This is a genomic window from Clostridium sp. BSD2780061688st1 H5 (assembly GCF_005845155.1).
GTDB lineage: Bacteria > Bacillota > Clostridia > Lachnospirales > Lachnospiraceae > Claveliimonas > Claveliimonas intestinigallinarum.
Genome location: NZ_SPGT01000008.1, coordinates 22,279 through 35,828, shown reverse-complemented (window position 1 = coordinate 35,828; position 13,550 = coordinate 22,279). Strand labels below are relative to the sequence as shown.

General features: G+C 54.2%; 8 protein-coding genes. 1 reads left to right on the top strand and 7 read right to left on the bottom strand.

Features of this window, described 5'->3' with window-relative positions; genetic code table 11:
• Positions 1-126 precede the first annotated feature (126 nt).
• Positions 127-1,761, top strand: a complete 1,635-nt coding sequence (locus FGQ86_RS06715; RefSeq protein ID WP_033125400.1) for an ATP-binding cassette domain-containing protein — start codon at positions 127-129, stop codon at positions 1,759-1,761.
• 126 nt (positions 1,762-1,887) lie between these two features.
• Here FGQ86_RS06715 and FGQ86_RS06710 read toward each other — a convergent pair whose 3' ends face one another.
• The 7 genes from FGQ86_RS06710 to FGQ86_RS06680 form a co-directional block, all read right to left on the bottom strand.
• Positions 1,888-3,360 carry a polysaccharide deacetylase family protein gene (locus FGQ86_RS06710; RefSeq protein ID WP_243127181.1) on the bottom strand — a complete coding sequence of 491 codons (1,473 nt, stop codon included), beginning with the start codon at positions 3,358-3,360 and terminating at the stop codon, positions 1,888-1,890.
• Positions 3,361-3,534: 174 nt separating this feature from the next.
• The gene (locus tag FGQ86_RS06705; RefSeq protein ID WP_138303274.1) at positions 3,535-4,698 is read right to left on the bottom strand and encodes a phosphoglycerate dehydrogenase; all 1,164 of its coding nucleotides are present in this window, start codon (positions 4,696-4,698) and stop codon (positions 3,535-3,537) included.
• A 2-nt stretch (positions 4,699-4,700) separates the two neighbouring features.
• Positions 4,701-5,783, bottom strand: coding sequence for a 3-phosphoserine/phosphohydroxythreonine transaminase (gene serC, locus FGQ86_RS06700; RefSeq protein WP_033125397.1), 1,083 nt, complete (start codon positions 5,781-5,783; stop codon positions 4,701-4,703).
• Positions 5,784-5,833: 50 nt separating this feature from the next.
• Positions 5,834-7,513 carry a biosynthetic-type acetolactate synthase large subunit gene (gene ilvB, locus FGQ86_RS06695; protein ID WP_138303273.1) on the bottom strand — a complete coding sequence of 560 codons (1,680 nt, stop codon included), beginning with the start codon at positions 7,511-7,513 and terminating at the stop codon, positions 5,834-5,836.
• Between the two features lie 60 nt (positions 7,514-7,573).
• Positions 7,574-9,253, bottom strand: a complete 1,680-nt coding sequence (ilvD, locus tag FGQ86_RS06690) for a dihydroxy-acid dehydratase (RefSeq protein WP_033125395.1) — start codon at positions 9,251-9,253, stop codon at positions 7,574-7,576.
• 33 nt (positions 9,254-9,286) lie between these two features.
• The gene (gene leuB / locus FGQ86_RS06685) at positions 9,287-10,372 is read right to left on the bottom strand and encodes a 3-isopropylmalate dehydrogenase (protein ID WP_033125394.1); all 1,086 of its coding nucleotides are present in this window, start codon (positions 10,370-10,372) and stop codon (positions 9,287-9,289) included.
• Positions 10,373-10,553: 181 nt separating this feature from the next.
• Positions 10,554-13,499: a glucosaminidase domain-containing protein gene (locus FGQ86_RS06680; protein ID WP_138303272.1), complete on the bottom strand. Its 2,946-nt coding sequence runs from the start codon at positions 13,497-13,499 to the stop codon at positions 10,554-10,556.
• Positions 13,500-13,550 lie beyond the last annotated feature (51 nt).

The following is a 13,550-nucleotide window of genomic DNA, read 5'->3' as shown; positions in this document are numbered from 1 at the left end:
TATTATAAACGCATTTTCCACAGATGAAAACCCTCCTTTTCTCCTTGCCATTTCCTCCTTTTTTTGCTAAGATAGGCTTTGTATGCAATGAAACCTTGAAAAGAGATTGATAGGAGAAAGATTACTATGATCAGTACAAGTAATGTGACACTGCGTGTCGGCAAAAAGGCTTTGTTTGAAGATGTAAATATCAAATTCACAGAGGGGAACTGCTACGGCCTAATCGGGGCCAACGGGGCGGGAAAATCCACCTTCCTTAAGATCCTCTCCGGACAGCTTGAGCCCACCAGCGGCGAGGTCATCATCACCCCCGGGGAGCGGCTCTCCTTCCTGCAGCAGGATCATTTCAAATATGACGAGTTTCCTGTCCTTGATACCGTCATCATGGGAAACGCAAGACTCTATGAGATCATGAAGGAAAAGGAGGTTCTCTACGCAAAGGAGGATTTCACGGACGAGGATGGCATCAAGGCCAGTGAGCTGGAGGCTGAGTTCGCCACGATGAACGGCTGGGAGGCTGAGTCCGACGCCGCCTCTCTCTTAAACGGCCTCGGCATTGACACAGACATGCACTACAGGATGATGAAGGATTTAAACGGTCCCGAGAAGGTGAAGGTCCTTCTGGCTCAGGCCCTCTTCGGGAACCCGGACATCCTGCTCCTGGACGAGCCCACCAACCACCTGGATCTGGACGCCATTGCCTGGCTGGAGGAGTTCCTCATCGGCTTTGACAACACAGTCATCGTGGTGTCCCACGACCGCTACTTCCTCAACAAGGTCTGCACCCAGATCGCGGACATTGACTACGGAAAGATCAAGCTCTACGCCGGAAACTATGACTTCTGGTATGAGTCCAGCCAGCTTCTCATCCGCCAGATGAAGGAGGCCAACAAGAAGAAGGAGGAGAAGATCAAGGAGCTGCAGGAGTTCATCTCCCGCTTCAGCGCCAACGCCTCCAAGTCCAAGCAGGCCACCTCAAGAAAGAGAGCCCTGGAGAAGATCCAGCTGGACGACATCCAGCCCTCCAGCAGGAAGTATCCCTACATTGATTTCCGCCCCAACCGGGAAATCGGAAATGAGGTGCTCACTGTGGATGGCCTCTCCAAGACCATCGACGGAGAAAAAGTGCTGGACAACATCTCCTTCACACTGAACAGGGAGGACAAGGTGGCATTTGTAGGCGGCAACGAGCTGGCAAAGACCACCCTCTTCCAGATTCTCATGGGCGAGATGGAGCCGGACGAGGGCACTTACAAATGGGGAGTCACCACTACACAGGCCTATTTCCCCCTGGACTACGGCAGTGAATTTGACAATGACTACACCATCGTGGAGTGGCTCACCCAGTACTCAGAGGAGAAGGATGCCACCTACGTGCGGGGCTTCCTGGGCCGCATGCTCTTCTCCGGGGACGACGGTGTCAAGCGGGTGAAGGTGCTCTCCGGAGGTGAGAAGGTGCGCTGCCTTCTCTCCAAGATGATGATCTCCGGCGCAAACGTTCTTCTCATGAACGAGCCCACCAACCACCTGGACATGGAATCCATCACAGCCCTCAACAACGGAATGATCAAGTTCCCGGGCGTGATCCTTTTCTCATCCAGGGACCATCAGATCGTGCAGACAACAGCAAACCGCATCATGGAGATCGTTCCCGGCGGAAAGCTGATCGACAAGATCACCACCTACGACGAGTATCTGGAGAGCGACGAGATGGCCAGAAAGCGCCAGACCTACACGGTCGCTGAGGGCGAGGACAACTAGAGCATACAGACTGGATAAAGTATATACACTATACAGACCATACGTATCCGCAAAATGTACGGACGAAAAAGAGAAGGCACATCCGCCTTCTCTTTTTTTCTGTCTTTTCCTATTTACTAAAATTTCCTATTTATTAAAATCCGTGTAGGTCTCCCCGGCCTTCATGTTGATGCCTCTGGCCTGGGCCATCTCGGAGACCGTCACAAGCTGGTACCCCTCATCCACCAGTCTGGGGATCAGCTGCAGGGCCGCATCCACTGTGGTGCTGTGTATGTCGTGCATGAGCACAATGTCCCCGTCGTCCGCGTTCTGGAGCACAGAGTTGATGACGGTCTGTGTATCCCCCTTCCAGTCCAGGGTATCCACATTCCAGAGAATCATGGGCATGCCCACGTTCTTCTTCACCGAGTCGTTGACAGCTCCGTAGGGCGGCCTCACCAGGGTCGCGCCCTCTCCGCAGGCTCCCTTGATCAGATCGTTTGTATCGCCGATCTGCTTTCGGATGTCCGCTTCGCTGATCTTGGTCAGCTCCGGATGGTTGTAGGAGTGGTTGCCCAGCTCACAGTCCGCCTCCAGTATCCTCTTGACCGTGTCCTCACGTCCCGGAATATTGACTCCCTGCAGGAAAAAGGTAGCGTGGGCATCGTATTTCTCCAGAAACTCCAAAAGCTCTCCGGTCCGCTCCCCCGGCCCGTCGTCAAAGGTGAGGGCCATCATGGGCTTGTCAGGATCGATACTGCTCTTCCGGGACTTCAGCTTCCCATCATCCCCGAAAACGCAGTCCAGTGTGCCGATCCTCTTTTTCCCTGTGACCATCTCCCCCTCCTGGGTGAAATAGTAGGTGGCTCCGTCCAGGTCAAACCAGCCGGCCGCCGCCTTCCCGTCCGACTGCAGATAGGCGCGGCTCTCCCCCTTGTCCAGCCACCTGTCGGTCTGCATGACTCCATCCTTGTCAAAATGGTAGTAGGTGACACCGATCTCCTGCCATCCGGTCACCTTCACGCCGTCCTCTCCGAAATAGTAGGTCTTTCCCTTCACATTCACGAAATCATTCTGGACATAGGTGTCGTCCCACCTTTTGAATTTGTCTCCGTCCCACTGTCCCACCTGGTTGAGGACAGTAAAGCTGCCGTCCTCCGTAAGGATAGAGATCTTCTTTTTCCACTCTCCCTTATCCCCCAGCTTCTTTGCCAGCTCCTTGTCCAGCTCTATATGGACAGGGTATTTTCCCTCTGTCGCGCCGTCGCTGTCGCAGAGCAGCTGGTAATGCTGTCCCGACCTCAGCTCCTCCACCAGATTCCAGGCCGTGTAGCCGGTCTCTTTGTCCAGCACTTTTTTCTTCAGCTTTTCCTCTTTCTTATCACAGGCCACCTTCGCCTGGAGATCCGGCATCTGCTCCCCCTGCTTGATGGACGCGGATTGCACCTCTATTGTAATGTCCGTCCTCGACACCCTGGCCGCCGCCGCGGCAGTCACTGCTCCTGCGGCCAGGATAAGGAGGATAGTCAGGGCTCCGATCATTCTCCTTATCCTGAGCCTGTGGACGAGCCATCTCTTCCTGGCGTTCATGGAACGGATATTTCTGCTTCTCTTTGACATATGTACCTCTTCTCCGGCATGTTTCTCTTTTGTTGTTATTTGCCGAAAAATATATAAAATTACTATATATTGTAGAGGATAACACCATATAGGGTACACTGCAATAAAAGTGACAAAGATGTAATATTAATTATCTTTCATGTAACAGTTTGTTAATAAAAAGGGGGTTCTGAATTAATTCAGAACCCTTACTCTTAAAACGCCCTCTATATTCCGCAGATCGTTTTCCACATTTGCGGGAATATCTGAGTCAATATCAATCATCGTATAGGCGTAGGCACCCTTGCTCTTATTGGAAAGATCGGCGATATTCATGTTGTCGGCCGCCAGAATCTTCGTAAACTGTCCCAGCATGTTGGGCTTATTGTAGTGCAGGAGCACAATGCGCCTGTTGTCCCCCGGCATGCCCATGTCGCAGTCCGGATAATTGACAGAGTTTTTGATATTCCCGTACTCCAGATAATCCATCAGCTGGCGCACAGCCATCTTCGCACAGTTGTCCTCCGACTCCTCTGTGGAAGCCCCCAGATGAGGAATCACGATGGCTCCCTTCACCCCGGCGATCACCGGTGTCGGGAAGTCAGACACATAGTGTTTCACCTGGCCGCTCTCCAGAGCGTCGATCATGTCCTCCTCGTTGACCAGCACATCCCGGGCGAAATTCAGAACAACCACGCCCTTTTTCATAAGTCCGATGGCGTTCTTGTCGATCATTCCTTTGTTGTTCGCTGTGGCGGGCACATGGACTGTAATGTAGTCGCAGTTCTTGTAGAGCTCATCCACTGTCTTGGCGTGATGGATGTTTCTGGACAGCCTCCAGGCCGCGTCCACGGAGACATAGGGATCAAAGCCAAAGACCTCCATGCCCAGATGGATGCCCGCGTTGGCCACCAGACCGCCGATGGCTCCCAGGCCGATGACGCCCAGCTTCTTGCCCTCCAGCTCACAGCCGGCGAAGGCCTTCTTTGCCTTCTCTGTGTCCTTGGCAATATTGCCGTCCTCCTCGTTTTCCTGAACCCAGTTGATGCCCCCTATGATATCTCTGGATGCCAGGAGCATGCCGGCGATGACCAGCTCCTTCACGCCGTTGGCATTGGCTCCCGGTGTGTTGAACACAACAATGCCCTCCTCCGCGCACCGCTCCAGAGGGATATTGTTGACACCCGCTCCAGCCCGGGCGATAGCCTTCAGCTCCTGAGAAAACTCCATTTCGTGCATGCCGGCGCTGCGGACAAGCAGTGCGTCTGCTTTTTTAGGATCACTAACAGGTACGTATTTTTCAGTCATAGCGTCTATTCCCACCGGGGAAATAGGATTGAGGCAGTAATAATGATACATGATTATAAGTTCTCCTTTTCAAATTGTGCCATAAAGTCTACCAGTGCCTGCACGCCTTCATAGGGCATTGCGTTGTAAATGCTTGCTCTCATGCCGCCCACAGTGCGGTGTCCCTTCAGGTTCTCAAGCCCCGCCTTCTTCGCCTCAGCGACGAATTTCGCGTCAAGCTCTTCATCCCCTGTCACAAAGGGCACATTCATGAGGGAGCGGTCCTCTTTGCGGACAGTTCCCTTGAACAGACGGCTCTGATCCAGAAAATCATAGAGAAGAGCAGCCTTCTTTTCGTTCCTCTCCTTCATCGCCGCAAGGCCGCCCTGGGCCTTCAGCCACTTGAACACCTTGCCGCAAATGTAGATGCCGTAGGCGGGCGGCGTATTGTAGAGAGACCCTGCATCCGCATGGGTCTTGTACTTCAGCATGGTGGGTGTGCCGGGGAGCACATCGTCTGTGATGAGATCCTCCCGGATGATGACGATGACCACGCCGGCAGGCCCGATGTTCTTCTGCACGCCGCCATAGATAACGCCGTACTTTGTCACATCCACAGGCTCGGAGAGGAAGCAGGAGGATACATCAGCCACCAGCGTCTTCCCCTTTGTGTTTGGGAGCGTCTTGAACTTCGTGCCGTAAATGGTGTTGTTCTCACATATGTACACATAGTCCGCATCCGGGGAGACGGGCAGATCCGAGCAGTCCGGGATATAGGAAAATGTCTTGTCTTCCGATGAGGCGATCTTGTTCACCTTCCCGTATTTCTGCGCCTCCTGGTACGCCTTTTTTGCCCACTGGCCGGTGACAATGTAGTCCGCCACCCTGTTTTTCATCAAATTCATGGGGATCATGGCAAACTGCTGGGACGCTCCCCCCTGCAGGAAGAGAACTTTGTAATTGTCCGGTATCTGCATCAGCTCCCGGATGTCGGCTTCCGCTTCCTCAATAATCCCGGCAAATGCCTTTGAGCGGTGACTCATTTCCATCACGGACATGCCCGTTCCCCTGTAATCTAACATCTCGTCTGCTGCTTCTCTGAGGACTTCTTCCGGCAGCACGGCCGGTCCTGCTGAAAAATTGTACACTCTGCTCATTGTTGATCCCTCCGATTTCTTTTTTATTTTCTAATTCCAGTTTCCTGATTCTAGTCAGCTTTTTTCATATCGGCCTCGTCAAAGGCGTCCCGGAGCGCCGCGCCGGGAGCCACCATAGGCCATACCTTCTCATCCTTGTCGATCTGGCAGTCAATGAGCACCGGTCTTCCAAGAGTCAGAGCCTTGGCAAACGCCTTCTGGAACTCTTCTCTCGTCTGCGCCCTGTAGCCCACAGCTCCCATGGCCTCCGCCAGCTTGACAAAATCCACCGCGTCGTTTAAGACAGTCTGGGAATATCTCTGCCCATAGAACAGATCCTGCCACTGGCGCACCATGCCGAGCACGTGGTTGTTGATGACCACCTCGATGACAGGCACGCTGTTTCTGGCTGCCGTGGCAATCTCATTCATATTCATACGCAGGCAGCCGTCCCCGGCAATATTGACCACCATCTTGTCCGGGCGCCCCATCTTTGCTCCGATGGACGCTCCCAGGCCGTAGCCCATAGTCCCCAGGCCTCCGGATGTCAGGAAGGTGCGGGGCTCTGTGAACTGATAGAACTGAGCTGCCCACATCTGGTGCTGTCCCACCTCTGTCACTATGATAGCGTCGCCCTTTGTCTGGCGGTAGATCTCCTCCACCACCCAGGGGCCGGACAGACCCTCCGCCGGATAGACGAGAGGATATTTCTCTTTGTAGCTCTGGATCTTCTCCTTCCACTGGCTGTGGTCCTGCTGCTCAAGCTGACTGTTGATCTTCTCAAGGATCACCTTCAGGTCGCCGATCACACCCTCTGTGATAAGCACATTTTTGTTCATCTCCGCCGCGTCAATGTCAAACTGAAGGATTTCCGCATTTTTCGCAAATTCGTTTACATTGCCGGTAACCCGGTCGCTGAAGCGGGCGCCGGCCACGATCAGCAGGTCACACTCGTCCACGCCGTAGTCTGACGCCTTTGTGCCGTGCATGCCCACCATACCCGTGTAGAGCTCATCCGTCTCCGGAAATGCGCCGTGTCCCATCAGGGTGTCCGCCACCGGGGCGTCCACCTTCCTGGCAAACTTATATAATTCCTCTGACGCGTCCGACAGGATAGCGCCGCCGCCCACACAGATAAAGGGACGTTTTGATCTGCGGATCATGGCAAGTGCCGTCTCCAGATCCTTCTCGTCTATATCCTGGGAGGGCACTACCTCTGTGGCCGGCTTGGGCGTGTACTCTGTCACTGCCCCTGTGATATCCTTGGGGATATCGATGAGCACCGGACCGGGACGGCCCTTCTTTGCGATGACAAAGGACTTGCGGATGGTGTCCGCCAGCTGGGTAATATCCTTTACAATATAGTTGTGTTTCGTGATGGGCATGGTGATGCCCGCTATATCGATCTCCTGGAAGCTGTCCTTTCCCAGGAGGGACACGCCCACATTGCAGGTGATGGCCACGATCGGGATAGAATCCATGTAGGCTGTGGCGATCCCTGTCACCAGGTTAGTTGCCCCCGGGCCGCTTGTGGCAAAGCAGACGCCCACCTTGCCTGTGGCCCTGGCATATCCGTCTGCCGCGTGAGCGGCTCCCTGCTCGTGGGAGGTAAGGATATGCCTGATTTCATTACTATGCTTATACAGCTCATCATATACGTTGAGGATGGCGCCGCCCGGGTATCCGAACACAGTGTCCACGCCCTGCTCCTTCAAACATTCCACTACAATCTCTGCACCTGTTAACTGCATAAATCTATCTTCCTCTTTCTTCTGATTTCCTCTGATTGTTCCATCCTTTTGGCTGTCCGCTTACTGCTGGCTGTTCTTCGGAACCTCCAGGACAGCTCCCCTGTTGCCGGATGTGACCATGGCAGCGTATCTCGCAAGATAGCCTGTGGTGATCCTGGGCTCTCTGGGCTGCCAGTTGGCCTTTCTCTGGGCCAGCACATCGTCCGGCACGTCCAGCTCAATGGTCAGCGCCGGGATGTTGATCTTGATGATGTCTCCCTCTTCCACGAGAGCGATGGGACCGCCCACTGCCGCCTCCGGTGACACATGACCGATGGATGCGCCCCTGGAAGCTCCGCTGAAGCGTCCGTCTGTTATGAGGGCCACGCTGGAGCCAAGTCCCATGCCCGCAATGGCGGAGGTGGGGTTAAGCATCTCCGGCATGCCGGGGCCGCCTTTTGGTCCCACGTAGCGGATGACAACAACGTCTCCCTCCTTGATGTCGCCGCCCTTGATGGCCGCGATAGCGTCCTCCTCACAGTCGAACACTCTGGCAGGTCCCTCGTGCACCAGCATCTCGTCCACTACCGCGGAGCGCTTTACTACGCTGCCGTCGGGCGCCAGGTTGCCCTTGAGCACAGCCAGGCCGCCTGTCTGGCTGTAGGGATTGTCGATGGGGCGGATAACCTCCGGATTTTTGTTCACTGCGCCTGCGATATTCTCTCCCAGCGTCTTTCCTGTGACGGTCAGACAGTCGGTGTGGAGAAGGTTCTTCTTGTTCAGCTCAGCCATGACAGCGTACACGCCGCCCGCCTCGTTGAGATCCTCTATGTAGGTGGGGCCTGCCGGCGCCAGGTGGCACAGGTTAGGAGTGCGCTCGCTGATGCCGTTGGCGAAATCAATCTCAAAGTCCATGCCGATCTCGTGGGCAATGGCCGGAAGATGCAGCATGCTGTTGGTGGAGCATCCCAGAGCCATGTCAACAGTCAGGGCATTTAAGATGGCATCCTTAGTGATGATGTCCCTCGGACAGATGTTCTTGCGCACAAGCTCCATGACCTGCATGCCGGCATGCTTTGCCAGACGGATACGCTCAGAGTACACCGCCGGAATGGTGCCGTTTCCGCGAAGTCCCATGCCAAGCACCTCGGTCAGACAGTTCATGCTGTTGGCCGTGTACATACCGGAGCAGGAACCGCAGGTGGGGCAGGTCTTGTTTTCATACTCCAGAAGGCCCTCGTCGTCCAGAAGGCCCGCCGCGTTGGCTCCAACAGCCTCAAACATGCTGGAGAGACTGGTCTTTTTGCCCTGTACCCGGCCTGCCATCATAGGGCCTCCGCTGACAAAGATGGTGGGGATGTTGATTCTTGCGGCAGCCATCAGAAGTCCCGGCACGTTCTTGTCACAGTTTGGCACCATGACCAGTCCGTCGAACTGATGGGCCATGGCCATGGCCTCGGTGGAGTCCGCGATCAGATCCCTTGTCACCAGGGAGTATTTCATGCCGATATGGCCCATGGCAATGCCGTCACAAACCGCAATGGCCGGAAATACGATGGGCGTTCCGCCTGCCATGGCAACTCCCATTTTTACAGCCTCCACAATCTTGTCCAGGTTCATATGCCCCGGCACGATTTCATTGTGGGAGCTGACGATACCGATCAGCGGACGATCCAGCTCCTCCTTTGTCAGTCCCAGCGCGTTAAATAAGGAACGGTGGGGCGCCTGCTGTGCCCCTTTCTTTACATTGTCACTTCTCATATTGTTCTACCTCCATCTGCAATTCTGTATATATTACGCGATATGCCCTGCGATCAGGTCGCCCATCTTCTCTGTGCCCACCTGATTCTTGCCCTCGGACATGATGTCAATGGTCCGCCAGCCTTCTCTCAGTACCTCGGCCACTGCCTTTTCTATGGCGTCCGCCTCCGCGTCCAGGTCAAAGCTGAACCGGAGCATCATGGCCGCCGACAGGATTGTGGCGATGGGATTGGCAATTCCCTTGCCCGCAATGTCAGGCGCGGATCCGCCGCTTGGCTCATACAGGCCGAATTTTGTCTCATTGAGACTGGCGCTGGCCAGCATACCGATGGAACCTGTCACCATGCTTGCCTCGTCAGAGAGGATATCCCCGAACATGTTCTCTGTCAGGATAACATCAAACTGCTTTGGATCCTTCACAAGCTGCATGGCACAGTTGTCAACGAGCATATGCTCCAGTGTCACCTCCGGGTAATCCCCGGCGACCTTCTCCACAACCTTTCTCCACAGTCTGGAGGAGTCCAGCACATTCGCCTTGTCCACGCTTGTCACCTTTCTGCGGCGCTTCATGGCTATGTCAAAGGCCCTCTTCGCGATCCGGCGGATCTCGTTCTCATTATACGTGAGGGAGTCGTAGGCTGTCATTACTCCATTTTCTTCCACCGTCTTCCTCTCTCCAAAATAGAGGCCGCCTGTCAGCTCACGCATGATCATCATGTCAAAGCCGCCCTCTGTGATCTCCTCCTTCAGCGGGCAGGCGCCCTTCAGCTCCTCGTAGAGAACAGCGGGTCTTAAATTTGCAAAAAGGTTTAACGCCTTCCGGATCTTCAGAAGGCCTGCCTCCGGCCTCTTGTCCGGCTCCAGCTGATACCAGGGAGAGGTCTTGGCATCCCCTCCGATGGATCCCATAAGCACTGCGTCGCAGTCCTTCGCTCTCCGGATCGTGTCGTCTGTCAGCGGTACACCGTGTACATCAATGGACGCGCCTCCCATCAGCAGCTGGTCGTAATCCATTGTATGTCCATACACTTCTCCTACTTTATCCAACACCTTCATGGCCTCTGTGACGATCTCCGGCCCAATGCCGTCCCCTTTGATAACTCCGATCTTGAGGTTCATATACTCCATCCTTTCTATGTACAACAAATTTCGCTATTTCATAATAATATCGCATTTTTATCGGTGTTTCAACCCTTTACCCTGTAAAAGCGTAAAAAAATAGAGTGTCCTCTGTTTTTTACAGGGCAATCAAAAAGGATATCACCGCCTGAGCAGGTGATATCCTGATCTTGTAAAATCTCTACTTTCTTGTCTTTTTCAAAGCCACTGCGCCGACAATAACTGCCACTGCGGCAACCGCAAGCACGATCCAGAGTATGGGAGCAGAAGTATCTCCTGTTCTCGGAGCTGCTTCTGTCTGGCTGCTGTTAGCGCCTCCCGAAGCGCTGCCACTATTCTGGCCATTCTGATCATTTATCTTCGCTGGAGCTGTATTGGTTAAAGTTGTACCGGTTGAACCTGATGTGCTTCCCGCGTCTCCTGTCGTACCGGATCCGCCAGATGTAGCTGAGGGGTCTGATGGATCCGGATCACCGGTCACCGCCGGGTCCGTCACATTCGGCTCTTCCGTAGTCCCCGGCTCATCCGTAACACCTGGTTCTTCAGAATTTTCTGGCTCGTCTGTGACTTCAGGCTCATCGCCCTCCGGCGTCTGTCCGCCGGAAGCATCGTTCCCTGCGCTTTCCTCATCCAGCGCTATGACAAACGGTGAGAGGCTGTCCACCTCCACTGTCACCGTTCCGTCTTGAGCGGTCGCTACATAACGTTCAATGTATGTAACGTCATCCGCCTTAGGATAATGAAGAATCAGAATACTTTGTCCGTTATACTGCTCATCCACAGCAAAGGTAACCTGTATCTTACTTCCATCCTTTACCGCTCCGTCCAAAGAGAGCTCATATACTCCAAGGATCGTCTTTCCGGCCGCTTCCTTTACAAGGGCCTGGTATTCCTCCGAATCACTGCCAATGGGTGTGACTGTAAGACTGGTGTTCTCAGCAAACTCGCCATTTACACCGATGCCTGACGTTTCATCCTTCAGATCCGCAGATACATATTCCTCACTGCCTCCGGCTCCATCCGGCGCCGACGGCTCCTCGCTCTCTTTTGGCACAACAGTGACTGCGGCCTGGCCGATCTGAGAGCCATCCGCAGCTGACTGGGCCTTTACGGTAAGCTGCCCGGCCGTCTCGTCCTCTCCCACAGTCAGCCTGCCGTTCTCGTCGATGACCGTCTGGCTGCTGGAGGCTCCCTCTACGGACCATGTCACAGACTGGGACGGATCTCCTGTTCCCTGCACAGACACGCCAAAGGTCTTTGCGTCTCCAGGATACAGACTGATCTCAGAGGGATTGATCAGCACGCCTGTCACGGTCACTTTTGCGTTTACCTGTATGGACTGGGAAACAGTCCTGGTCACATCGCCGCTTGTGTAGGAGATCTCCACGGCTGTCACATCGGTTGTGAGGGAATCTGTCCGATAGCTGACTTCACCGGTCACATCGGTAACAGAGCCGTCACTCCAGTTTGCCTGCACTGTCATCCCTGTGGGGTCAAAAGTCTCTCCCTCCGTGTAAACTGTCTTCTGCGGTGCCGCCGCGATAGATATGGAGTCCAGCGTCGCGGGCACTGGTTCGGGTTCAGGTTCTGGCTGTGGCTCGGGTTCCGGCTCTGATACCGCCGTTCCCTGATTTACGATCTGCACATAATCCGAGGAAATGTAGGCGTACATCGCGTCAAAGCTGTAGGCCCCGCTTCCGCTCATGACAGAGGTTCTGCCGCTGTCCAGCACCGCGTCGCTCTGGATCCTGTAAAATCCGTTTTCCGGCGTGCTGTCTTTGATGAGGACAGAGTAATTCGAAGCCTGCCCTGTGGTGTAGAGAACTGTGGATGATGTGCTGCTTGCATTTCTCACATTCACAGTCTGGTGGCTGGAAGCCAGCGTATCCTTCACACCTATAGTGTACTGGCCGTAATCCTGGCTACCCTGTGCCGCGTCAAGGGCGTAGGCCACATTGGCCGCCTTCTCACCCCAGTAGGGATCTGAGGCGTATTTCACATTGATGCCGCTGGCCTTGTTTCCAAGGAAGCCGCCGTTATACCTGCTGTCCTTGGGATAGAGATATCCTCTGGACATCCATCCGTTTGCGAAGTCGTTGATGCATGCCTCCGCGCTCGCAAAGGTATTCGCGCTTGTCCCCGGAGAGCTGTCAATAGCATTCAGGCCAAAAAGATTGTTCTTGCTCAGGGCAATACTGCTTTTCCCCCATGCGCTCTCGTTGGCCGCAACCCCAGTCATGAGGAGGGCATTTACACCGTATGTATTCTGACTGTCAATAAAAGCGCTTCCCTTATTCGCCATCAGTGATCCTGCCCCTGCTTTGCTGTTGATCATGGCGCTCAGGGTATCCGCGCTGTAGGATGTGGCGCTCCTGAGAGGCAGATACTGATAATAGTTGTAATACGGATCGCTGGGATTAACAGAATTTGCACGGGTATTATTCTGGTAATCAGAGAGCATCACTGCATAGTCTGTGTAGAAGTAATGTCCGTCGTAGCTGTAATATTTGGTCCCCGCGCTCAGATAGGACGGTGCCGGGCCATTGTCCAGCTTTGTCCTGTAGCCGGGCGTGGCCATGGTGTACACAATGCCGTGGAGAAGCCTTCCGTTTTCCACCTCATAGCCGCTCACCACAGCGGCCTTGGATAGGTCGATGACCTCCACCTCCGATGCGTTGACCCAGCCGATCACGCCGGACATCATAAACTTCACTTTTCCTCCGCTGGTCCCAAGATACGCGGCGTCAGCGCCGTAGTCTCCGTTTGTGTAGCCGAGGGCTCCTGTGCCGTCCTCCGTATACTCTGTGACCGCATTGTCCTTTGTGTTAAAGTTTACCACCTTGACTGATGACACTGCCATCCGTGCTGACCTTGCATATGTAGAAATGCTGGCTGAAGATGTCTCATCTCCATCTGTCATGCTGCCGTCAGAGTCACCCACCTCAGTGATATTTCCATTTTCATCCATAGCCGTGACCGTTTCTGTACGATATGGATTCTCATCCTGCAATTCCGGATACGTTTCCCCTCCCTGTGTATCCTCTTCTGCCTTGCTCTCCATGGCTGGAAGCCCCGTGAGCACCATGCACATGAAAAGCAATAGTATCAGCAATTTGCTTTTTTTCATTAGTTTGATTTCCTCCTTCCCCTTGATTAATTATTTATATAAACTGATACA